Below are 22289 nucleotides of genomic sequence, written 5' to 3' on the forward strand. Positions count from 1 at the left end.
AGTCATGGCAACGCGGCGGAAGCCAACTGGAGCAACCCCGCCACGATCGCCACGACACCAATGCAGCGGGCTACGCGGTCACCGGCGGGCGCCAGGCGCTCCAGCGTGATCGCCACTGACACCGCCGCCATTGCGCGCAGATCCATGACGCCGATCACAAGCAGGATTGCCGTGAAGCTCGCGCAAGAACCGGCGCAGCGCATGCCGAGGCGCAAGCCATATCGCCACGCTGTACTGCCCAGTGCAGGCGCCGCGCGGCACCCTGCAAGCTGCCGCGCCTTCCATGCGCTGAACTGCAGTGCACCGGCCGCAAGAACGACTGCACCGCTAGCAGCCGGTAACGCGCGCGCCAGCACGGGCCACGTCATTTCAAGCCGTGCCACCGCAGCGCCTAGCGCAAAGACCATCGCGCCGATCACCCCCCACACCGCGAAATACCCCGCGCTTGCCAACGCGGTGGGCGCATCAACATCCGGCTTGCCCGCCATGTGAAGCGCAACGCGATACCGCCGCAGCATCGGCAGTAATGACGGCAGCATCATCGCCACCATCATCACCGTCCACATGCCGGTGAACGACGTGGCAAAACCCCACCACGTCTGACCGCACATCGGCATCCAGGCCATCGGCATCTCCGTTTTGGCCGGCATGGCGTTGCACCACACCACCGTCGCCGTTGTGCTGGCGATGAACAGCAGTGCCGAGACGGCCAGGAAGCCGCGCTCCGACACTGCCTGCTCGCGCGACACCTCAACGCTGCTGAGCGTACTCGTCATGGCGACGCCACCAGACACCGGTTTCGTTGCGGCCCAGCGGCGCGCGATCGAGCCACTGGTATGCGCCCCACAAGCCGTCGAGGCCGCGCGCGTAGGTGGAATACGTGTGGTACACGACACCGTCTTCCAGCACGAACGCGCTCATGCCAGGCCGGTCGCGCACGTAGGTGGGCGCGTCGGTGCCGCACATGCTGGCGAACTGCTGCACAGGCTCGGGCAAGTCGGATGCATCCATCACGTGGCTGCCGCGCACGTAGTTGTAATCGGCGCTGCCTGCGCGCTGCTGGTCTTCTGTGATCGAGACGTTGAAGTCGTAGTTGAAATTGCTGCCCACCGACGACACCCACGGAAAGGTCCAACCCATCCGCTCGCGATACTCGATCAGCTTGGCCAGCGGCCCGCGCGACACCGCCAGCAGCGTCACGTCGTGATTCGCCAGATGCGTGACGAAGCCGTCAAAGCCATCGGCAATCATCGAGCACGAGGGGCAGCCCGCCTTGTAGTCCGGCCCAAACATGAAGTGATAGACGAGCAGTTGCGACCGCCCGCCAAACAGATCGGCCAGCGAGGCGCTGCCTTTCTCGGTTTCAAAGCGGTAGTCCTTGTCGATGCGGACCCATGGCAGAGCCTGCCGGCGGCGCGCGAGTTCATCGCTGCGGCGCGTCAGTTCCTTCTCGGCCTTGAGCAGTTCAATGCGCTCTGCCAGCCAGGTTGCGCGGGTTGCTGTGGGGTGTGTTGTACTCATGCTTGCCTCCGTTTTTGGGTGAGTGGTCGTGTGCTAGATTAGGCGCCGACCTCAAACGGCGGGAGTGACAAGTGTGGCGGGATTCGAATGGATTCATTGATCACGGCTGCAGCCCGCGCACTCGCTGCCGGTGACCCATTCGGAGCGCTGAACCGCGTCGCCTTGCGTGACGACGCGGCCGCACTGGCCTTGCGCGGCATCGCCATGGCACAGCTCGGTGACCTGGCACGCGCCAAACTCTTGCTGCGTCGCGCGGCTCGCGCATTCGGCTCTCGAGAAGCACTGGCACGCGCTCGCTGCATCGTCGCTGAAGCCGAAGTCGCCCTCGCCTCGCGCGATCTTGGCTGGCCCGAAAAAACCCTCGACACGGCACGCGCCACGCTTGAGGCCCATGGCGATCACGTCAACGCTGCGCACGCGCGGTATCTCGGCATCCGCCGTCTTCTCCTAATCGGGCGCCTGGACGATGCAGAGGCCGCCCTCGCGGCGCTCAACCCGGCGCATCTTCCGCCGGTATTGCGGGCGGCTCACGCGCTTGTCGTAGCGGGCATTGCGATCCGGCGCTTACAGACGGCCGCCGCGCGTGCTGCCTTGGCTGACGCCGATCTCGCGGCGCGCAAGGCCGGTATCCCGACACTCACCGCCGAAGTCGAACGCGCCGCCCTTGCACTGAGCGCACCGGCCGCGCGGCTGGTCTCACGCGGCGAGGAGCGCGTTCTGCGCCTTGAAGATGTCGAAGCTCTCTTTGCATCAGACGCACTCGTTGTAGATGCGTGCCGGCTCGCCATCCGGCAGGCCGATACGGTTGTCTCGCTCGCCACGCGGCCGGTGCTGTTCACGTTGGTACGTGCACTGGCCGAAGCGTGGCCGGAAGACATGCCCAGAGACGCCCTCATCGCCCGAGCATTCCGCACCCGGCATCCAGACGAATCGCACCGCGTGCGCCTGCGCGTAGAGATCGGACGATTGCGCACCGCGCTGGGTGCGTTGGGTACGATCAAAGCAACCCGGCACGGATTTGCACTGCAAACGCACGCGACACAGCGCGTGGTCGTGCTCGCGCAACCCGTCGATGAGCAATACGCCGCCGTGTTGGCCTGTCTGGCCGATGGGGAATCCTGGTCCAGCTCCGCATTGGCGCTGGCGCTCGGTGCCAGCCAGCGCACCGTACAGCGCGCGCTCGATGCATTGGCAGCCGCCGGCAAGGTGCAGTTTTTCGGACGCGGACGCGCGCGCAGATGGGTGACGCCTCCGCTACCCGGATTCGCGACCACCTTGTTACTCCCCGCACCGCTGCCAAGTGACTAGGATGAAGACTCCACAACAGATTCCAGCGAGCCCAACATGAAACGATCCACCGCCGAAGTCGTGCGTGAATACGGCCCATTCCCTGGCGCGGAGAACGTCGGCGGCGTGACCTACGATGGTCAACACGTCTGGTTTGCTGCCGGCGGTCAGTTGAAGGAACTTGACCCCGACAGCGGCAAGACGCAGCGCTCCATCGACGTGCCAGCGCATGCCGGTACCGCGTTCGACGGGCGCCACCTGTTCCAGATCGCCGAAGACCACATCCAGAAGATCGACCCGCAAACCGGCGCCGTGCTCGCCACGATTCCCGCGCCAGGCGCGGGCGGAGACTCGGGCCTCGCGTGGGCCGAGGGCACGCTGTGGGTTGGTCACTACCGGGAGCGCAAGATCCGCCAGATCGATCCGGACACCGGTAAGGTGTTGCGCACCATCGAATCCAACCGCTTCGTAACTGGCGTCACGTGGGTCGACGGCGAACTCTGGCACGCCACATGGGAAGGCGATACGAGCGAGCTGCGGCATATCGATCCGCAAACCGGTGAAGTGCTGGAGCAGCTTGATATGCCGGCGGGCATCACTGTGTCAGGGCTCGAGTCGGATGGTGCCGATCAGTTCTTCTGCGGTGGCGGCACCACCGGAAAGATTCGCGCGGTACGGCGGCCCCGCAAGCAGGCGGCATAGGCGCGATACCGGCACACGGAAGGAACGAGGCCCGCTCAAATGCGGGCCTTTTCTTTGCGTGGCCCGCACATAACATGACAGCTTAACTGCACAGTTAAACTGTATTGATGCTATGCTCGCGGCATGGCTAAATCACGCTCCTCCACCGATCCTGCACCGCCTGCCGCGCTGGCCGGCGATCTGCGCATTGCGCTCGGCAAGCTGTCCCGTCGCCTGCGCGAACAAGTCCACCCAAACGATCTCACCCACGCGCAAAAGTCGGTTCTGCTGCGCCTGGACCGCGATGGCCCGGCCACCGTGTCCGCGCTTGCGCGCGCCGGCAGCGTGAAACCGCAGTCGATGCGGGTCACCGTTGCGGCGCTGGAAGCGATGGACGCAGTTGCCGGCAAGCCCGATCCGACGGATGGGCGGCAAACGCTCATCGAATTGACGCCGGGCTTTCGGAAAGCACTCAGGGAAAGCCGCGCCGCGAAGGACGATTGGCTGTTCCGCGCACTGCAGGCGCAACTGTCCGCCGCCGAGCAAGCTGAGCTGGCGAAGGCCGTGACGTTGCTGCAACGGCTGGCAGAGTTTTGAGCCTCTTTTACTGTTCCTGATCCGGAGCGTCGACATGGCATGGTCGCATCTCATCTCTTGGTTTTTCGGCGGCGCATTCCTCGCCAACGCTGTGCCGCACTTCGTCTTCGGTATCGCAGGCAAACCATTTCAGAGCCCATTCGCAACGCCGCCCGGCGAAGGTCTTTCGTCTTCTACGGTGAATGTGGTGTGGGGGGCGTTCAATCTGGCCGTCGGTTACGTTCTCGTCCTGCGGGTTGGTGATTTCCACCTGCGAAACACAACCGATGCCGTTGCACTTGGGCTTGGCATCCTGGCACTCGGCGTGCCGATGGCACGGCGCTTTGGCCGGTTCAACGGTGGCAATCTCGGCGGCGATCTGCCGCAGCGCCCATGAACACATCGCTAAGTACGCCAGCGTCGGGCGTCTTCCGCTCACTGCGCGTTTTCAACTACCGCTTGTGGGCCGTGGGGTCGTTGGTGTCCAACGTGGGCACGTGGATGCAGCGCACCGCACAGGACTGGCTGGTGCTGACACAGCTCACGCACCACAACGCTTCTGCGGTGGGCACGGTGATGGCGCTGCAGTTCGGGCCTCAGCTCCTGCTGTTGCCCTGGACGGGCGTTGCCGCAGACCGCTACAACCAGCGCAAGCTGCTGATGGCCACCCAAGCGACATCGGGCGTGCTGGCGTTGATTCTCGGGCTGCTGACCGTGACGGGCTTCGTTCAGCTCTGGCACGTCTACCTGCTGGCGTTTCTATCTGGCTGCGCGTCGGCGTTCGATGCCCCGGTCCGCCAGACGTTCGTGGCAGAAATGGTGGGCGACGCCGATCTGCCCAATGCGGTTGCGCTCAACTCGACGTCGTTCAACGCGGGGCGCATGGTCGGGCCAGCAGCGGCGGGCATGGCCATCGCCACCATCGGTACAGGCTGGGCATTTCTGGCCAATGGGCTTTCGTTCATTGCGGTGCTGGCTTCGCTCTTTTTCCTGCGCAAATCCGAATTGCGCCCGAATGCGCGTGCACGGCGCTCACAAGGCGGCTTTGCCGAGGCCATCCGTTACGTGCGGGCTCGCCCCGACCTCAAGGCCATGCTGGCCATGCTGTTCCTGATCGGCACATTCGGGTTGAACTTCCCCATCTTCATCTCGACGATGGCAGCGAGCGTCTTCCACTCGGATGCGCGCGGCTACGGCGTGTTGTCGTCGATGATGGCGATCGGAACGATGTCCGGCGCACTTTTCGCCGCGGGGCGTAAGCGGCTGGAGTTCAAGTCGCTGCTGATTGGCGCTGCGATGTTCGGGCTGGGGTGCACGTTGGCGGCCAGCGCACCGGGCTATTGGCTGTTTGCTGCGGCGCTGGTCATCACCGGCATGGCGGCGCTGACGTTTACCAACACGAGCAACAGCCTGATGCAACTCTCGACCGAACCTGCCATGCGTGGTCGGGTGATGGCGTTGCGCGTGGCCATCGCGTTGGGCGGCACACCGATCGGCGCGCCGATCGTGGGCTGGGTGGCAGACCATCTCGGCCCGCGCTGGTCACTTGGTGTGGGAGCGCTCTCGGGCCTGCTAGCGGCAGCGGTTGCCGTCTATGTGATGCGACGGCAGATTCACCTACTGCGGCAAGAGCCTCCAACGCTGGGGCAAAGCGCGTCTTGAGCAGATTGACGTTGTGTCGAAAAAAAACCCCGCGATGCGGGGTTTTTTCTTGGCAGATGAACGACCGATCAGATCGCTTCGATCTTCGTGGCAGCCGGGCCCTTCTGGCCAACGCCTGCAACGTAGCGAACCTTCTGGCCCTCTTGGAGGGACTTGAACCCGCTACCCTGAACTTCAGAGAAGTGAGCGAAGAGATCGTTGCCGCCTGCGTCCGGAGTGATGAAGCCGAAGCCCTTGGAGTCGTTGAACCACTTTACTGTGCCGGTTTCCATGTTGGATATCCTAAAAAGTTCTGCATGAGCCTGTGCTCATCAGGCACGACAATCAAGGAAGAAACATGGAGCAAAGGAAGCACCGCTTGGTGTGACAACCCAGAACATCGGAGTAACTGCTTGAAGATCCTGCGAGGATGGTTTCTACAGATATTTCAGACCCGCGTCAACAAATAATTGGATAAGCTGCAGCTTTAACCCACCCCTGCTCCCCACCGCTGAGCCAGCGCGCCCCAGCGGGCATGCCCCTTGAGAGACCCTTCAGCATGACACTCTGCTCGGCTTGCGCCGCAATCGAACTCCATAAGCGCGGCGCGCCAGGCCATGCTTTGCTGAGAATCACCGACACGCAGCGCATCAAGTCCCCCTCCGCGCGCCCGGTCACGATCAGCACGTTCTCGTGCCCTACATGCGGCGCACGGTGGGTCTACCGTGACGAAAAGAACGTGGACAACCAAGGCTGGTCGCTGGAGGCGTAGACGCCATTCGGGTAGCTTCTCGGCAGGCACTGGATAGCCAACCGCGTAAGGACAAAAAAAAGCCCGCATAACGCGGGCTTTTTCCGACGAGGGAGGTGAACCTCACTCCCACTCGATCGTCGCAGGCGGCTTGCCCGACACGTCATACACGACCCGGCTCAACCCGCGCACTTCATTGATGATGCGGTTCGACACACGGCCCAGCAGCGTGTACGGCAGATGCGCCCAATGTGCGGTCATGAAGTCGGTGGTCTGCACAGCACGCAGCGAAGTGACGTAGTCGTACGTACGGCCATCGCCCATCACGCCGACGGACTTGATCGGCAGGAACACCGCAAACGCCTGGCTGGTCAGGTCGTACCAGCTCTTGCCGACATCGCCTTCACCGCACAGGCCGGCGGCTGCGTCCTGCGCCGTGGCCTTGGTGCCGCGCAGCTCTTCGATGAAGATGGCGTCAGCACGGCGCAGCAGGTCTGCGTATTCACGCTTGACCTCACCCAGAATGCGCACGCCCAGGCCCGGCCCCGGGAACGGATGGCGATAGACCATCTCGTGCGGCAGGCCCAGCGCCACGCCCAGCTCGCGCACTTCATCCTTGAACAGGTCGCGCAGCGGCTCGAGCAGCTTCAGCCCCAGCGTTTCCGGCAGGCCGCCCACGTTGTGGTGGCTCTTGATGGTCGTCGCCTTCTTGGTCTTGGTGCCGCCCGATTCCACCACGTCCGGGTAGATCGTGCCCTGCGCCAGCCACTTGGCGTTGCTGAGCTTCTTGGCTTCGGCCTGGAACACTTCAACAAACTCGCGGCCGATGATCTTGCGCTTGGCTTCCGGGTCCGTCACGCCGGCAAGGTGACCGAGGAACTGCTCGGAGGCATCCACGTGCACGACCTTGGCGTGCAGGCGGCCGGCGAACATGTCCATCACCATCTTGCCTTCGTCCAGGCGCAGCAGGCCGTGGTCGACAAACACGCAGGTGAGCTGGTCGCCAATCGCACGGTGAATGAGCGCCGCTGCCACCGACGAATCAACACCGCCCGACAGGCCGAGGATCACCTCCTCATCACCGACCTGCTCGCGGATGGCCTTGACGGCTTCCTCGATGTGGTCACGCATGACCCAGTCGGGCTTGGCACCGGCAATTTCCAGAACAAAGCGCTCGAGCAGCGCGCGGCCTTGCACGGTATGCGTAACTTCCGGGTGGAACTGCACGGCGTAATAGCCACGTGCCTCATCGGCCATGCCGGCGACCGGGCAGCTCGGCGTCGAGGCCAGCAGCTTGAAGCCGGGCGGCAGTTCTGTGACCTTGTCACCATGGCTCATCCAGACCTTGAGCATGCCGTGGCCTTCCGGCGTGGCGAAGTCCTGGATGTCCTTGAGCAGACGGGTGTGGCCATGCGCGCGCACTTCGGCGTAACCGAATTCGCGGTGGTCGCTCCACTCCACCTTGCCGCCCAGCTGCACGGCCATGGTCTGCATGCCGTAGCAGATGCCGAGCACCGGCACGCCCAGGTCCCACACGGCCTGCGGGGCGCGCAGTTGATGGTCTTCGTACGTGCTGGCGTGGCTGCCGGACAGGATGATCGCCTTGGGCGCAAACTCGCGCACGAAGGCGTCGGACACGTCGTTCGGGTGGATCTCGCAGTAGACGTGTGCTTCACGCACGCGCCGCGCAATCAGTTGCGTGACCTGCGAGCCGAAATCAAGGATGAGGACTTTGTCGTGCATGTTGTGGAGGGATGGAATCGGCAATCGTGTCGACTTCAGTGCCGGGGCCGTAGCCCGGAGGCGGCATGTAGCCAGGTTCTTTGCGTTGCACCTTTTCTGCGCGTTCGCGTTCGCGCGCGGCCGCGGCGTCTTCCCGGGCCTTCTGCGCGCGCACGCGCTCGCTGGTGCGCACGCGGCGCGAGGCGGGAATCTGCACGGCGGAAAACGCCGCCAGCACCGCGGCAAATGTCGGCAGCCAGATGCGACCGGCGCCGTCCACCGGCAAGTGGAAGAACAGCAGCCAGGCAATCACCAGCACGGCGACCGCCAGGTTCACATGACCGACCACCTGCGCCACGGCGGTCGTCAGTTGCCCGTTGACGGTGGCGTGCCACAGCAGCCAGGCCACGCCAATCAGCGTGACGCCGAGCAGCTGGCCGTACATCGCCGGCTCCGGCTGCGGCAATTGCAGCGCGCCGAAGATGGACGTCATGGGTGAAGCCAGCAGGACGAGACCGACGCACAGTGCGACAGCCGCATCCAGAAACAGAACGAGTCGCAAAAGCGCTTTCATCATCGTCTCCAGTTGCGGGCGGCCGCCCGTGCTTCGGCCACCGGTTGATTCGGCCGGAGCGCCCGCGCGCCCCGGCGGCAGTACTGCTTGCCTTCTATCTTGTATGCGGTGATCGGCAACCGATCAGTCGCGGTGATAGTTCGGCGCTTCCTTCGTGATCTGCACGTCGTGCACATGCGATTCGTTCATGCCGGCAGCGGTGATCTCGACAAACTGGGCCTTCTCGTGCCATTCGGCAATCGACGCGCAACCGCAGTAGCCCATCGACGAGCGAACGCCGCCCGTGAGTTGATGCACGATCGGCAGCGCGGAGCCCTTGTACGGCACGCGGCCCTCGATACCTTCCGGCACGAGCTTGTCGACGTTGGCGGTGTTGTCTTCCTGGAAGTAACGGTCGGCAGCGCCGTCCTTCATCGCGCCCACCGAGCCCATGCCGCGGTAGCTCTTGTACGAGCGACCTTGGAACAGGAACACCTCACCTGGGGATTCGTCCGTACCGGCAAACATGCCGCCCATCATCACGGTGTGCGCGCCGGCAGCCAGGGCCTTGGCGACGTCGCCCGAGTAACGGATACCGCCGTCGGCGATCAGGGGAACGCCGGTGCCCTTCAGTGCCTCGGCCACATTCGACACGGCAAAGATTTGCGGCACGCCCACGCCGGCGACAATCCGCGTCGTGCAGATCGAGCCCGGGCCAATCCCGACCTTGACGCCATCCGCGCCGTGGTCGACCAGCGCCCTGGCAGCGTCGCCCGTGGCGATGTTGCCGCCGATCACCTGCACTTGCGGGTAGTTGTCCTTGATCCAGCGCACACGGCTCAGCACGCCCTGGCTGTGGCCGTGCGCGGTATCGACCACGATCACGTCCACGCCGGCCTTGACCAGCAAATCGATACGCAGATCGTTATCCGGACCCACGCCCACCGCCGCACCCACGCGCAGCGAACCGCGCTCGTCCTTCGAGGCCAGCGGGTATTCGGTGGCCTTCTGGATGTCCTTGACGGTGATCAGGCCGCGCAGCTCGAAAGCTTCGCCCACCACCAGCACGCGCTCCAGGCGGTGCTTGTTCATCAGGCGCTTGGCCTCTTCCAGCGAAGCGCCTTCCTTGACGGTGACGAGCTTCTCGCCCGGCGTCATCTTGGCGCGCACCGGGGCGTCCAGTTCCTCTTCGAAACGCAGATCGCGGTTGGTGATGATGCCCACCACCTTCTTGCCTTCCAGCACTGGGAAACCCGAAATGCCATGCTGTGCCGACAGCGCCATCACGTCGCGGACCTTCATGTCCGGACCGATGGTGATCGGGTCGCGTAGCACGCCCGATTCAAAGCGCTTGACCTTGGCGACTTCGCGCGCCTGTTCTTCGGGCTTCAGGTTCTTGTGGACGATACCGATGCCACCTTGCTGCGCCATGGCGATGGCGAGCCGCGCTTCCGTAACCGTATCCATGGCGGCGGAGACGAGCGGAATGGCAAGTTCGATCGAACGGGTGAGCTTGGTGCGAAGGGACGTATCGCGGGGCAGGACGGCCGAATAGGCCGGGACGAGCAGCACATCATCGAACGTGAGTGCTTTCTGGACAAGACGCATAGCAATTTCCTCTAGGCGCAAAATCGGATTATACGGGAATTCGCCCCACGGTTGTAGAGACCCGTGCTATGCTCGATAAATTTTTCTTCGCGCACGTGCCTATTGCGCCCTGCGCCGCCAGCGGCCGCGCAGAATCAGCCTCGCGAGTGTTCGAATGGGAGTTGGCGTATTGTGCGCCCTGCTGGCTGGGGCGATGTGGGGCATGGTCTTTATTGCACCCCGCGCGCTGCCCGCGTTTTCACCGTGGGAACTGACCCTCGGCCGCTACCTCGCCTACGGCGTCATCGCAGCCATTGCCGCTGCCCCGATCCTCCCCCGCATTGCCCGCAAGATTACCCGCGCCGATTGCCTGGCGCTGGTGATGCAATCCTGCAGCGGCAACCTTGTTTACTTCGTTTTCGTGGCGTTTGGCGTGCAGCTGGCTGGCGTCGCACCAACCTCACTCATCGTTGGCATCCTGCCCATCACGGTGACCATGCTTGGCCGGCGCGACCATGGCGCCGTGCCGCTCTCCCGGCTGATCTGGCCGCTATTGGTTGTCGCTGCCGGCATCGTGTGCATCAACGTCGATCTGTTTGGCCATCAAGCAGAAACGGCAGCCATGAACGTCCGGCCGGTCTGGCAACGCATTGCCGGCATCGCTTGTGCCGTGGGCGCGCTTTGCAGCTGGACCTGGTACGCCGTGGACAATGCTCGCTACCTGCAGCGCAATTCGCATTTCTCCAGCAACGAATGGTCTGCGCTGTACGGCATTTCCAGCGGCATTCTGTCGGCCGCCTTGACCTTGGCGGCCCTGCTCTCGGTTGGTACAAGCTGGATGAATACCGGCGGACGTGACTGGGGCACGTTCTGGGCAGTCAACGCTGCCGTGGCACTCGGCGCGTCGCTGATCGGCAACAACTTGTGGAACATCGCCTCCCGACGGCTGCCGCTCACGCTGTCGGGCCAGATGATCGTGTTCGAGACGCTGTTCGCGCTGGCATATGGCTTCGTGTATGACGGCCGCTGGCCACGTCCGCTTGAGATGGCCGCGATCGCCTTGCTGATTGCGGGAGTCGGCTGGTCGGTGCGCTTGCACGCCAACGACAAGTCTGCATAAACTGGGCGCCTTGCCGGGGGGCGAGTCGACAGGCCAAGCCAGGCCGTCGGCCTAAATTGGCGAGTGGCGATCACGCCACAGGGCTCCCGTGCGCGTCGAGGGGCCGTCGTCGGGTCGGCCAGCGCGCCGTCGGCAGTCCACGAACGAGAACTTCATGAAACGACTGCACGTCCTGTTGCCTGCCACCGCCACCCTGATCGCCCTTGCTTGCCCGGTTGCCCAGGCGCAATGGGCTTGGCAATGGCGAGATGACAAGGGCCACATGGTCTACAGCGACGCCGCACCGCCGCCGTCGGTGCCGCCAAGCCGCATCATCCGCAATCCGAACAGCCGCACGGCCACGGCCTACGAAGCGCTTTCCGCGCCAGCGTCGGGCGTCAAAGCAACGGATCCGAACGCGGCCGCCAAACCCGCCCAACCAGCCTCGGGCGTGGCCGCATCCAACCCCGACGAAGAACTGCGCAAGCGCCTGGCCGATCGGGCCAAGAAAGAACAGGACGAGGCCAGGCAGGCAGAGGCGGCGCAGCGCAAGCAAGCCGAATGCGCACGCCTGCGTAACGAAACCACGTATATGCAAGACGGCCGCCGCGTCGGCTCGGTGCAAGCCGACGGCTCGATCGCCTATATGGATGACAATCAGCGCGCTGCAGCCCTGCAGCGCAACCAGGCAGCCCTGAGCGCCAACTGCAACTGATTTCTTGTTATTCGAGGACGTCGTCTTTGGGCGGCGCCTCGTTGCGCAGCCACTTCAGCCCTTCGCGCGTGCCGGTGGCCCGCACCTTCTGCACACGCCGCCGGCGTGCAGTTTTTGGATCGGCGATCAGCGGACCCAGGATTTCCACCCGATCACGCGCATGCAATGCGGCATCCGACGTCTTGCGCTTGCCGTAGACGCCCAGCCGGCAGGTCTCGATGGCCAGATCCAGGCCGTGGAGCAAGCCCGACGCGCGCACCGCGTCAGCCACCGTCGCCTGCGCCGGCACTTGCACATTGACGAGCCGCGGCGGCGTGACCGTCGCTAGGCAGACCATCACGTCGATCACGGAATTGGATTCAGGACTCGCCATACACTGCCTCAGCGCGTTTGACGAATGAGTCGACGAAGGTGTTGGCAATCATGCTGAACACCGGGCCGATCAGCTTTTCCAGGATCACGCTGGAAAACTCGTAATGCAGGTGGAAGTTGATCTTGCAGGCGTCCGCGCGCAACGGCGTGAATATCCAGAAACCGGTGAACGACTTGAAAGGCCCGTCTGCGAACGTCATATCAATGCGAGTGGGCCGCATTTGCACGTTACGCGTGCGAAAGAACTGATGAATGCCCTTGAAGGCGATGTCCACGCGCGCGTCGAGTGACGTTTCCGTCTGTTCGTAGATTTCAACGCCACCGCACCATGGCAGGAAGTTTGGATAGTCCTTGACGTCGGTGACCAGGTCGAACATCTGTTCGGCCGAGTAGCCTATCAACACGGTTTTTTCAACGTCTGCCATGCGTGATCCGAAAGCTTTGCGTGCCGCGTCCCGGCTGGGATTGCGGCGGATTTGTTAAACTCGCCATTTTATCGCAGCGCATGCAGGGATCGTCACCCCAAGCGCGCACCGCATATTCAAAAATATGACCATCGCCGACAACAAAAAGGCCTTTTTCGATTACTTCATCGAAGAGCGCTACGAAGCAGGCATGGCTCTTGAGGGCTGGGAGGTGAAAGCCATCCGGGCCAACCGTGCGCAGATCAAGGAAGGCTACGTCGTCATCCGCAACGCCGAGCTGTTCCTGATCGGGGCTCATATCAGCCCGCTGCAATCGGCCTCCACGCATGTCAATCCAGATCCCGTGCGCACCCGCAAGCTGCTGCTGCACGCCGAAGAGATCAAGAAGCTCATCGGCAAGGTGGAGCAGCGCGGCTACACGCTCGTGCCGCTCAACCTGCACTACACGCGCGGCCGCGTGAAGTGCGAAATCGGCCTAGCTAAAGGCAAGAAACAGTTCGACAAGCGCGAAACCGAGAAAGACCGCGACTGGCAGCGCGAAAAAGCCCGCCTCATGCGCGAGAAGGCTTGAGCCCTTTCGCTTCCCGACTTTTATGCGGCCGGCCGCTGCTGCTTCACAATCGCCAACGCTGACGCAATCATCGTGCTCAGGTCGCCCATGTTGCCCGGCACGATGAGCGTGTTGCCCTGCTTGGCCAGGTTGCCGAACGCGCTGACATACTCTTCCGCCACCTTCAGGTTGACGGCATCGATACCGCCATCGGTGCGAATGGCCTGACCGATCTTTTGGATCGCCTGGGCGTTGGCTTCTGCCACCGCCAGAATCGCCGCCGCTTCGCCCTGCGCCTTGTTGATTGCGGCCTGCCTTTCCCCTTCTGATTTTTGGATGGCTGCCTCGCGCGCACCAGATGCCAGGTTGATCTGCTCCTGGCGTTTGCCTTCGGATGCGGCGATCAGCGCACGCTTTTCGCGCTCGGCCGTGATCTGCGCCTGCATGGCGTGCAGGATTTCCTTCGGCGGCGTCAGATCCTTGATCTCGTAGCGCAGCACCTTCACGCCCCAATTCGATGCGGCCTCATCCAGCGCATTGACCACGCTGTGGTTAATGAAGTCGCGCTCCTCGAACGTCTTGTCCAGTTCCAGCTTGCCGACGACCGAACGCAGCGTCGTCTGCGCCAGCTGCGTGATGGCGATCACGAAATTGCTCGAGCCATACGAGGCCCGCATCGGGTCGGTCACCTGGAAATACAGGATGCCGTCTACCTGCAGCTGCGTGTTGTCCTTGGTGATACAGATCTGGCTCGGCACGTCGAGCGGGATTTCCTTGAGCACGTGCTTGTAGGCCACACGATCAACAAAGGGCAGCACGATGTTGAGCCCCGGCGAGAGCGTCGCGTGATACTTGCCGAGCCGCTCCAGAATCCAGGCGTGCTGTTGCGGCACGATCTTGATGCCTTGCGCGATGAGCACGATGGCGGCAAACAGGACGATGATCGCGAGAGTCCCCAGCTCGAACATAGAACCTCCGTGGTTGGGCTTGTTGATTGTTGTTGGTTATTGCTGGCGGCTACCTGGGCGCGACGACAAGCACGTTGCCACGCACCTCGACGATCCGGAATTCGCCAGCGGCGGCCGATGCGTGCGGTGCAAGTTCGACATCCCATGCGGCGCCGCGATATTGCACGCGCGCGCGGCGCTCTGGCGACCAGGCATCGACGCGCAACGTCTCGCCGATGTCCAGATTGACGTTGCGATTGCGCGCGGCATTTTCGCGCGTGGTGCGTCCGTAGCGCGTGCGCCGCAGCCCGACGATGCCGAACACCGCCACGATGGCGGCCACGATGGCCTGTGCAGGAAACGCAAGGCCGATCAGCGCGGCGAGACCGCCTGCAACCAGCCCGATCGCCACCATCAGCAGATAGAACGTCCCCGTCATCAGCTCGCCGATGACGAGCAGCACGGCCAGAGAAAACCAGACGGTCTGAGCCGACATACTCCCTCTCCCGGAATCCCATGAAAAAACCCCCGCGACGCTGCACGTCTGCGGGGGCATGTCGCTCGGCCCCCGTCAGCGTTGGACGCCATCGGGCACTTCGCGTTCTTGTTGGCGCGCACCCGTCAGGATACGCGCCTTGTCTTACGACGCTCTAGGCCGGAATTAAGCCGAACCCAGCTTCTGCCACGTCTCGATCACCGAATCCGGGTTCAGCGAGATCGACGAGATACCTTCCTTGGCCAGCCACTCGGCAAAGTCCGGATGGTCAGACGGGCCCTGGCCGCAGATGCCGACGTACTTGTCCATCGACAGCGCCGTGGAAATAGCCCGCTGCAGCATGAACTTGACCGCCGGGTCGCGCTCGTCGAAGTCCTTGGCCAGCAGCTCCATGCCGGAATCGCGATCCAGACCCAGCGTGAGCTGCGTCAAGTCGTTCGAGCCGATCGAGAAGCCGTCGAAATGCTGCAGGAATTGCTCAGCCAGGATCGCGTTGGACGGCACTTCGCACATCATGATCAGGCGCAGGCCGTTCTCGCCGCGCTTCAGACCGTACTTGGCCAGCAGCTCGACAACCTTCTCAGCCTGGCCGAGCGTGCGCACGAACGGCACCATCACTTCGACGTTGGTCAGGCCCATCTCGTCGCGCACACGCTTCATGGCACGGCACTCCATCTCGAAGGCTTCAGCGAAGTCTTCGGCGATGTAGCGCGAGGCGCCACGGAAGCCCAGCATCGGGTTTTCTTCGTCCGGCTCGTAGCGCGAACCACCGATCAGCTTCTTGTACTCGTTGGACTTGAAGTCGGACAGACGCACGATCACGGGCTTCGGATAAAACGCCGCTGCGATCGTGGCAATGCCCTCGGCCAGCTTGTCAACGTAGAACGCGCGCGGGCTGGCATGGCCGCGAGCCACGCTTTCCACGGCCTTCTTCAGGTCGCTGTCGACCTGCGGGTAGTCGAGGATCGCCTTCGGGTGGACGCCGATGTTGTTGTTGATGATGAATTCCAGACGAGCCAGGCCCACGCCGCCGTTCGGAATCTGGCAGAAATCGAACGCCAGTTGCGGGTTGCCGACGTTCATCATGATCTTGGTGCTGATCGTCGGCATTTCGCCACGCTGGACTTCCGTGATTTCGGTTTCCAGCAGGCCGTCGTAGATCTTGCCTTCGTCGCCTTCGGCGCACGAGACCGTCACGAGCGTGCCGTCCTTCAGCAGGTCGGTCGCATCGCCGCAGCCGACCACCGCCGGCACGCCCAGCTCACGCGCGATGATGGCCGCGTGGCAGGTACGGCCGCCACGGTTGGTGACGATGGCCGAGGCGCGCTTCATCACCGGCTCCCAGTTCGGGTCGGTCATGTCGGCAACCAGCACGTCGCCGGGCTGCACACGCTCCATTTCAGCCGGATCGTTGATCACGCGCACCGGGCCCGTGCCGATCTTCTGGCCGATAGCGCGGCCGGTGGTCAGCACCGGTGCCGAGCCCTTCAGGCGGAAACGCTGCTCGACCTTGCCGTGCGACTGGCTCTTCACCGTCTCCGGGCGTGCCTGGAGGATGTAGATCTTGCCGTCCTTGCCGTCCTTGCCCCACTCGATGTCCATCGGGCGGCCGTAGTGCTTTTCGATGATGACGGCGTACTTCGCCAGCTCTGCCACGTCAGCATCGTTGATGGAGTAGCGGTTGCGGAGTTCGCCCGGCACGTCGACGGTCTTCACGCGGCCTTCTTCGCCCGGCGCGGTGAATTCCATCTTGATCAGCTTGGAGCCGATCGAGCGGCGGATGATCGGGTATTTGCCGGCGGCCAGCGTCGGCTTGAAGACGTAGAACTCGTCGGGGTTCACGGCGCCCTGCACCACCGTTTCGCCCAGGCCGTAGCTGGAGGTGATGAAGACGACCTCCTGGAAGCCAGACTCGGTGTCGATCGTGAACATCACGCCCGAGGCGCCGCAGTCCGAGCGCACCATGCGCTGGATGCCGGCCGACAGGGCCACCACGTCATGGGCGAAGCCCTTGTGCACGCGGTACGAAATGGCACGGTCGTTGTACAGCGAAGCAAACACGTGCTTGATCTTGTCGAGCACGTCGTCGATGCCGAGAACGTTGAGGTAGCTCTCTTGCTGACCGGCGAACGACGCGTCAGGCAAGTCTTCGGCGGTGGCCGACGAGCGCACCGCGAACGATGCCTCGGCGCCTTCGCGGGCCGACACGCGAGCGTACGACTCGCGAATCTCTTGCTCCAGTCGCGGCTGGAACGGTGCGGTGGCGACCCACTCGCGGATCTCCTTGCCGGCGACAGCCAGCGCCTTGACGTCGTCGACATCCAGGCTGGCCAGACGCTGCGAGATGCGCTCGGTCAGGTTGTTGTGTGCAAGGAAATCGCGGAACGCCAGTGCCGTGGTGGCAAAACCGCCCGGAACGCGCACGCCAGCGCCATCCAGCTGGGAGATCATCTCGCCCAGCGAAGCGTTTTTACCGCCGACGACCTCGACATCGGTCATCCGCAATTGCTCGAACGGCAGCACATAGGCGCCGTCTTGCGACAGGTTAGTCATACAAGCCCCTAAACTAAGTGAAAAACCGGTCGGATGCGCACGGGGCTTTCTTCTTGTCGTCTGGCCGCGCGAATCGCTTGGCTAAACCATCCGGATGCCCTGCCAGGATTGCCGCCGTGGCGTTGCCCAGCAGGCGATAGGCCCGAATTGCTTAGCTAAACGATCGCCGCTATTCTACCGTGCCGCAGCACGATTTCCTGCTGGCGTGCTGGAAAAACCCCTCGTTTTCGATGACCGACTTCGCCACCGCATCTGCCAACCGCACACCGTTCCGCACCGTTTTCATTGTGTCGGATGGCACCGGGATCACCGCAGAAACGTTCAGCCACTCGATCCTGGCGCAGTTTGAGATGAAATTCCGCCAGGTGCGGATCCCGTTTGTCGACACAATCGACAAGGCGCACGTTGCCGTCGCAAAGATCAACGAAGCGTTTCACGCCGAAGGGGTCAGGCCGATCGTCTTCACCACATTGGTGGATGCCGAGGCAAACGAGATCGTCCATCGGGCCAAGGCCACCATCCTGGACATGTTCCAGACCTTCATCGAGCCGCTCGAGAAGGAGCTGAACCTCAAGTCGACCCACGCCATCGGCCGCTTTCACCAGAACGCCGACACCGAGGCGTACAAAAACCGCATCGAAGCGATCAACTTTTCACTTGCGCACGATGACGGGCAGTCACACAAGAACCTGGCCGAGGCGGATGTGATCCTGGTGGGGGTATCGCGCAGCGGCAAGACGCCGACAAGCCTGTACCTTGCAATGCAATATGGCGTGAAATCGGCCAATTACCCGCTCATTCCGGACGATTTCGAGCGCGGCAAGCTGCCCACGGTGCTGTACGACTACAAGAGCAAGATTTTCGGGCTATCGATCGATCCCCAGCGCCTGTCGGAAATCCGCAATGAACGTCGCCCAGGCAGCAAATATGCCGCCCTGGAAAATTGCCGCTACGAGATCAATGAAGCCGAATCGATGATGCGGCGCGAGGGCATCAAGTGGCTGTCGTCAACGCACAAGTCAATCGAAGAAATTGCCACGACGATCCTGCAGGACGTCAAGATGGACCACAACAACTACTGAGCGCGCGGTACTCCCTAGCCTCAAACACAACGGCCGGCATTGCACCGGCCGTTTTGCTTTTCTGCTGCCCAGTCAGGCGCGATCGCGCACCCAGTTGCCGCCATGCGCCGCGGCTTGCGCTGCTGGCGACGTTTCCAGATAGGCCAGCGCCTGCTCGGTCGAGCCTTCGTGATGCGGCGTATAACTAGGCCGGAAATAGCGCAATGCGGCCCCGAGCATTTTCCAGAACGATGGCAGGCAGTGACGCCGCGAGCCATGCCACCAACCACCAATAAAGCCTGGGAACTTGCCCGCGCCCGGATCGCGCTTGTACATGAAGCGGAAGCCCGTCACCAGGAAGTACAGCAGCAACAGGATCGTGGTCAGCATGTGGAAGCAGCGCTCAAGATACGAGCCGCCCATGTGCCGAAAGATGTCGAACGCGACGGTGCGGTGCTCAACCTCTTCTGCGCCGTGCCAGCGCAGCAAGTCCAGCATGACAGGATCGGCGTGGGCGGCATCCAGTCCCTTTGCGTTGAGCACCCAGTTGCCCAGATAGCCGAAAAAGTGTTCAAGCGCTGCGATGATGCCGAGCTGCTGCCGCAGCCAGAACCGCGTGTGGCCGATCCTCAGACCCAGCGGCTGTTCGCCAAGCACCTTGGAGAAGAGCCAGTCGAGGCGCTTGGTAAAGGGCTGGGTGTCGATGCCGTGGTCTTTGTAGTAATGCGCAAGCACGCCGCCGTGCGAGCGCGAGTGGACGGCCTCCTGGCGCAGGAATCCCTCGGCGTCGGAGCGCAGCTTCGTGTCGGTAATCAGCGGCAGCGCCTTGTTGTAGACGCGGCAAAACCACAGCTCACCGGCGGGAAACAGCAGGTTCAGGATGTTGATGATGTGCGTGCTGGACGGGTCGCCCGGAATCCATTGGATGGGCGTGTCCTTCCAGTCGAAACGAACGTGGCGGGCCTTGATGAAGTAATCGGGCGCGGTCATGGTGGTCTCCTGATGTTCTTGTCTGCGCGGGCTCAATGCCCCGCCATGCTTACGCGTGCGATCAGCCGGCTGAGCCACTGCGCATAGCGCGAGATGAAGCGCGACGAATGCGCCTCGATGCCAATCGTGACAACGGGCTTGTTGCGCTGAACCGCCCTGAACATGGCTTTCGCGACGGTCTCGGGCTTGAGGCCGCGCAGCTGGTAGAGCTTGGTCGCGCGGGCGCGCAGTTGCGCCTGCTGTGCCTCGGTCGTGCCGGTGTAGACGGTGGAGGCCATGATTCCGGTCTCGGCAAAACCGGGGCAGATAGCCGACACGCCGATGCCCTGCCCGGCCAGCTCACCGCGCATGCATTCGGACAGCATCAGCACCGCGGCCTTCGTCGTCGCATAAGCGGCAAGATCGCGCGATGGCGCAAAGGCAGCCGCCGACGCGGTGTTCAGAATGTGCCCGCCCTGCCCGCGCGCCACCATCTGCTTGGCGAACAGCCGGGCGCCATGGATCACACCCCACACGTTCACGTGCAGGATGCGCTGCCAATCGCGCTCGGACGTGTCGACAATGCCGCCCGCCATGCCAATGCCCGCGTTGTTGACGACGATGTCGGCGCCGCCGAGGTCCTTGCCGACCCAATCGACCAGCGCTTCCATTTGCTCGGCGTTGCCCACGTCGACGGTACGCGCCCACGCCTTGCCGCCGGTGAGGCGGATGAGCTTGGCGGTGCGGTCTCCGTCTTCGGCTCGTATGTCGACGGCGACAATGGCTGCGCCTTGCTCTGCGAATTCCAGCGCGGCGCAACGACCGATGCCGCTGCCAGCTCCCGTGATGACGGCCAGCTTGCCGGAGAGCGGCTTGCGCTCGCCATGCTGACGCGCGCGTTGCAGTGCTTCGGATTCCGGCTTGCCCTCGGCATGCTCGATCAGCTCGCGTGCCATTTCCGCCATGCGTGCGGCATGCGTGACTGGCAGCCAGTGCCGCGCTACCACTTCACGGCGCCAATACTGCGGCACCCAGCGCGAGAGATCTTCGGACAACGCTGGGCTGACGTACTTGTCGAGCGTCGGCACGATCACCTGCACCGGTGCGTGTGCGACACGCTTGCGCGGCGTGAATAAGCTGCCGATGAAGTTGGCGCGATACAGCGAGACACCGCGCACGCCGTCGGCAGTTTGCGTGGCACGCGGCACGATGGCGGTCTTCTCAACACGACGCAGCACACGCGGCCACGCGCGCCCTAGCCACAGGCGCCAGCTCAGTTCCGGCACGATGGGCAAATGGAACAGCAACACGTACCACGAGCGCACGAGCTGCCCCAGCATCTTGCCCAGCGACGACGGCGTGGGGCGCAGCAGTCGCGCGCGCATCCAGTAACCCACGTGGTCGAGGCACGGCCCGGAGCAGGATGTGTAGGACGCAATGCGCCCGCGCAGGCGCTCCTCCGTCACGAATTCCCACGACTGGATCGAACCCCAGTCGTGCGCGATCAGATGCACGGGCTTGCCGGGGCTCAGCGCATCGATCACCGCCATGAAGTCGTCGGTCAATCGCGCGAAGGTGTAATTGCGTATCCCCTTGGGCGAACTCGACTTGCCGGCGCCACGCACGTCGTAGGCAATGACGTAGTAATCGCGAGCGAGCAGCGGCGCCATCTCGTGCCAGACCTCGCTGTTGTCAGGGTAGCCGTGCACGAGTACGGCGGTTGGATGCACCGGGTCGCCCCAGGTCTTGACGGCGAGCGAGACGCTGCCGGATTGCACGGCGCGCTCGGCACATTCCTTGGTCGGGACGGTCGCAGCCGGTTCGAACAACGCCAGCGGAGCCTCTTCAAGCAGCGTTTTCATGTGAGCCTCCTCGCGTCAGGCGGCGCGCTGCTGCACAAGCTGACGTTGCTGCCAGCGGCGCACGTGCGGCAGATCGTCGTCGAGCCAGTAGGCGTCGTCTTCGGTGATGACGAGCAGCTCCTCGAACTTGGCACCAACGCCATGGAAACCCAGGTGCGGCTCAACGGCCCACAGGCCCGGCACCGGCGCGTGTTCGGATCGACGGTCGATCGACCACAGCGGCGACCACCCCTCCTGCTTGCCGCTGCGTACCTGGTCGAGGATCAGATTGCGCGTGGCGTTCAGCCCGAAGCGCGCCACGAAACGCGGCTTCGATGGGCTGTCGAGCTTGGCCACACGATGCGCCAGCACCTTGAACGGATACGCCTTGTGCCGCGGTTCCACGCCCTGCTTCATACAGAGCTGGTCCACCGCGCGTGCCACGTCGGCCATCGACCGACGCTCGCGAATCAAGCGCACGATCAGTTCGCGATGCGCCATCAGATCGTCTTGCAGTTGCTCGAGGATGGCGTTTTCGCCAAGGCACATGGCATAGCCCACATCGGCGATCACGCCATTGCGCACGGGCGCCACGTCCAGGATGACCGGCATGTTTTCCTCCAGCCGCCGCGACGACGGAAAGAACGCCAGGTTGAAGCCGGCCATGTGCGTGAGGCCCGAAAAGCCTTGGAACGCCGTGCGATCGCCAAACCAGGCGAACGGCTTGTGCAGCCAGTCGTGGACGCCCCGATCGCTGAGCCACTCAGTGAGCAGCTTGGCTGCGTCCTTCTCGGTCATGCCGGGGCGCAGCATGCCGCCGACGGCCTCGACGCATGCGTAAGCAAGCTGCTGGATTTCGCGAAACTGGGCGAGTTCGTCGACATGGACGCGCGCCAGGGTGGGGTTCGGCATGCCGGTCTCCTTGAGTGTGGGTATCGAGGG

Annotated in this window: 24 protein-coding genes; 10 read left to right on the plus strand and 14 right to left on the minus strand. The window is 63.4% G+C overall.

What is annotated here, in order from left to right; all coding sequences use genetic code 11:
* Positions 1-2: 2 nt before the first annotated feature.
* Both NG898_RS12405 and NG898_RS12410 read right to left on the minus strand, forming a co-directional pair.
* Entirely contained in the window at positions 3-776 is a 774-nt protein-coding gene (locus NG898_RS12405; RefSeq protein ID WP_252692576.1) for a DUF2182 domain-containing protein, read from the minus strand.
* Entirely contained in the window at positions 751-1521 is a 771-nt protein-coding gene (locus NG898_RS12410; protein WP_252692577.1) for a DUF899 domain-containing protein, read from the minus strand. Before NG898_RS12410 ends, NG898_RS12405 begins: the two co-directional genes overlap by 26 nt.
* Before the next feature lie 87 nt (positions 1522-1608).
* Here NG898_RS12410 and NG898_RS12415 point away from each other — a divergent pair, with 87 nt between their 5' ends.
* The 5 genes from NG898_RS12415 (at position 1609) to NG898_RS12435 (ending at position 5727) form a co-directional block, all read left to right on the plus strand.
* Positions 1609-2829, plus strand: a complete 1221-nt coding sequence (locus NG898_RS12415; protein ID WP_252692578.1) for a helix-turn-helix domain-containing protein — start codon at positions 1609-1611, stop codon at positions 2827-2829.
* A 36-nt stretch (positions 2830-2865) separates the two neighbouring features.
* Positions 2866-3510 (plus strand): Vgb family protein, encoded by a 645-nt coding sequence (locus NG898_RS12420; protein ID WP_252692579.1) that lies wholly within the window; start codon positions 2866-2868, stop codon positions 3508-3510.
* A gap of 123 nt (positions 3511-3633) precedes the next feature.
* Entirely contained in the window at positions 3634-4086 is a 453-nt protein-coding gene (locus NG898_RS12425; RefSeq protein ID WP_252692580.1) for a MarR family winged helix-turn-helix transcriptional regulator, read from the plus strand.
* Positions 4087-4120: 34 nt separating this feature from the next.
* Entirely contained in the window at positions 4121-4462 is a 342-nt protein-coding gene (locus NG898_RS12430) for a hypothetical protein (protein WP_252692581.1), read from the plus strand.
* The gene (locus NG898_RS12435; protein WP_252692582.1) at positions 4459-5727 is read left to right on the plus strand and encodes an MFS transporter; all 1269 of its coding nucleotides are present in this window, start codon (positions 4459-4461) and stop codon (positions 5725-5727) included. The genes NG898_RS12430 and NG898_RS12435 overlap by 4 nt, the downstream gene beginning before the upstream one ends.
* A gap of 68 nt (positions 5728-5795) precedes the next feature.
* Here the strand turns inward: NG898_RS12435 and NG898_RS12440 are convergent, their stop codons facing one another.
* The gene (locus NG898_RS12440) at positions 5796-5999 is read right to left on the minus strand and encodes a cold-shock protein (protein WP_027677448.1); all 204 of its coding nucleotides are present in this window, start codon (positions 5997-5999) and stop codon (positions 5796-5798) included.
* Between the two features lie 266 nt (positions 6000-6265).
* Here NG898_RS12440 and NG898_RS12445 point away from each other — a divergent pair, with 266 nt between their 5' ends.
* Complete coding sequence (locus NG898_RS12445; protein WP_252692583.1) at positions 6266-6478, plus strand: hypothetical protein; 213 nt, start codon at positions 6266-6268, stop codon at positions 6476-6478.
* A 102-nt stretch (positions 6479-6580) separates the two neighbouring features.
* On the opposite strand, the gene guaA is transcribed toward NG898_RS12445, so the two are convergent.
* The 3 genes from guaA to guaB all read right to left on the minus strand — a co-directional run bounded on the left by guaA (position 6581) and on the right by guaB (position 10340).
* Positions 6581-8200, minus strand: coding sequence for a glutamine-hydrolyzing GMP synthase (gene guaA / locus NG898_RS12450; RefSeq protein ID WP_252692584.1), 1620 nt, complete (start codon positions 8198-8200; stop codon positions 6581-6583).
* Complete coding sequence (locus NG898_RS12455) at positions 8175-8753, minus strand: hypothetical protein (RefSeq protein ID WP_252692585.1); 579 nt, start codon at positions 8751-8753, stop codon at positions 8175-8177. Before NG898_RS12455 ends, guaA begins: the two co-directional genes overlap by 26 nt.
* Before the next feature lie 123 nt (positions 8754-8876).
* Positions 8877-10340 carry an IMP dehydrogenase gene (gene guaB, locus NG898_RS12460; RefSeq protein WP_252692586.1) on the minus strand — a complete coding sequence of 488 codons (1464 nt, stop codon included), beginning with the start codon at positions 10338-10340 and terminating at the stop codon, positions 8877-8879.
* Between the two features lie 154 nt (positions 10341-10494).
* Here guaB and NG898_RS12465 point away from each other — a divergent pair, with 154 nt between their 5' ends.
* Together NG898_RS12465 and NG898_RS12470 are read left to right on the plus strand one after the other, a co-directional pair.
* Positions 10495-11439 carry a DMT family transporter gene (locus NG898_RS12465; protein WP_252692587.1) on the plus strand — a complete coding sequence of 315 codons (945 nt, stop codon included), beginning with the start codon at positions 10495-10497 and terminating at the stop codon, positions 11437-11439.
* Between the two features lie 154 nt (positions 11440-11593).
* Positions 11594-12133: a DUF4124 domain-containing protein gene (locus NG898_RS12470; protein WP_252692588.1), complete on the plus strand. Its 540-nt coding sequence runs from the start codon at positions 11594-11596 to the stop codon at positions 12131-12133.
* Positions 12134-12140: 7 nt separating this feature from the next.
* On the opposite strand, the gene NG898_RS12475 is transcribed toward NG898_RS12470, so the two are convergent.
* The gene (locus NG898_RS12475) at positions 12141-12506 is read right to left on the minus strand and encodes an RnfH family protein (protein WP_252692589.1); all 366 of its coding nucleotides are present in this window, start codon (positions 12504-12506) and stop codon (positions 12141-12143) included.
* On the minus strand, positions 12493-12930 hold the full coding sequence (locus NG898_RS12480) for a type II toxin-antitoxin system RatA family toxin (protein ID WP_252692590.1): 438 nt from the start codon (positions 12928-12930) through the stop codon (positions 12493-12495). The genes NG898_RS12475 and NG898_RS12480 overlap by 14 nt, the downstream gene beginning before the upstream one ends.
* A gap of 124 nt (positions 12931-13054) precedes the next feature.
* Between NG898_RS12480 and smpB the strand changes: the two genes are divergently transcribed.
* On the plus strand, positions 13055-13501 hold the full coding sequence (gene smpB, locus NG898_RS12485) for an SsrA-binding protein SmpB (protein ID WP_004626709.1): 447 nt from the start codon (positions 13055-13057) through the stop codon (positions 13499-13501).
* 20 nt (positions 13502-13521) lie between these two features.
* Here the strand turns inward: smpB and NG898_RS12490 are convergent, their stop codons facing one another.
* From NG898_RS12490 to ppsA, 3 genes are all read right to left on the minus strand, one after another.
* A complete protein-coding gene (locus NG898_RS12490) occupies positions 13522-14448 on the minus strand; it encodes an SPFH domain-containing protein (protein ID WP_252692591.1) in 927 nt (308 codons plus the stop codon).
* 49 nt (positions 14449-14497) lie between these two features.
* Positions 14498-14923: an NfeD family protein gene (locus NG898_RS12495; protein WP_045204097.1), complete on the minus strand. Its 426-nt coding sequence runs from the start codon at positions 14921-14923 to the stop codon at positions 14498-14500.
* A 165-nt stretch (positions 14924-15088) separates the two neighbouring features.
* On the minus strand, positions 15089-17476 hold the full coding sequence (ppsA, locus tag NG898_RS12500; RefSeq protein WP_252692592.1) for a phosphoenolpyruvate synthase: 2388 nt from the start codon (positions 17474-17476) through the stop codon (positions 15089-15091).
* A gap of 230 nt (positions 17477-17706) precedes the next feature.
* On the opposite strand from ppsA, the gene ppsR reads away from it, so the two are divergent.
* The gene (gene ppsR / locus NG898_RS12505; protein ID WP_252693433.1) at positions 17707-18558 is read left to right on the plus strand and encodes a posphoenolpyruvate synthetase regulatory kinase/phosphorylase PpsR; all 852 of its coding nucleotides are present in this window, start codon (positions 17707-17709) and stop codon (positions 18556-18558) included.
* A 72-nt stretch (positions 18559-18630) separates the two neighbouring features.
* On the opposite strand, the gene NG898_RS12510 is transcribed toward ppsR, so the two are convergent.
* The 3 genes from NG898_RS12510 to NG898_RS12520 are packed head-to-tail and all read right to left on the minus strand — an operon-like array spanning position 18631 to position 22259.
* Complete coding sequence (locus tag NG898_RS12510; RefSeq protein ID WP_252692593.1) at positions 18631-19527, minus strand: metal-dependent hydrolase; 897 nt, start codon at positions 19525-19527, stop codon at positions 18631-18633.
* Between the two features lie 32 nt (positions 19528-19559).
* Positions 19560-21368 carry an SDR family oxidoreductase gene (locus NG898_RS12515; protein WP_252692594.1) on the minus strand — a complete coding sequence of 603 codons (1809 nt, stop codon included), beginning with the start codon at positions 21366-21368 and terminating at the stop codon, positions 19560-19562.
* Positions 21369-21383: 15 nt separating this feature from the next.
* A complete protein-coding gene (locus NG898_RS12520; protein ID WP_252692595.1) occupies positions 21384-22259 on the minus strand; it encodes a M24 family metallopeptidase in 876 nt (291 codons plus the stop codon).
* Positions 22260-22289: the final 30 nt, after the last annotated feature.

Origin of the sequence: Ralstonia mojiangensis, assembly GCF_023955645.1 — a bacterium.
Taxonomy (GTDB): Bacteria; Pseudomonadota; Gammaproteobacteria; order Burkholderiales; family Burkholderiaceae; genus Ralstonia; species Ralstonia mojiangensis.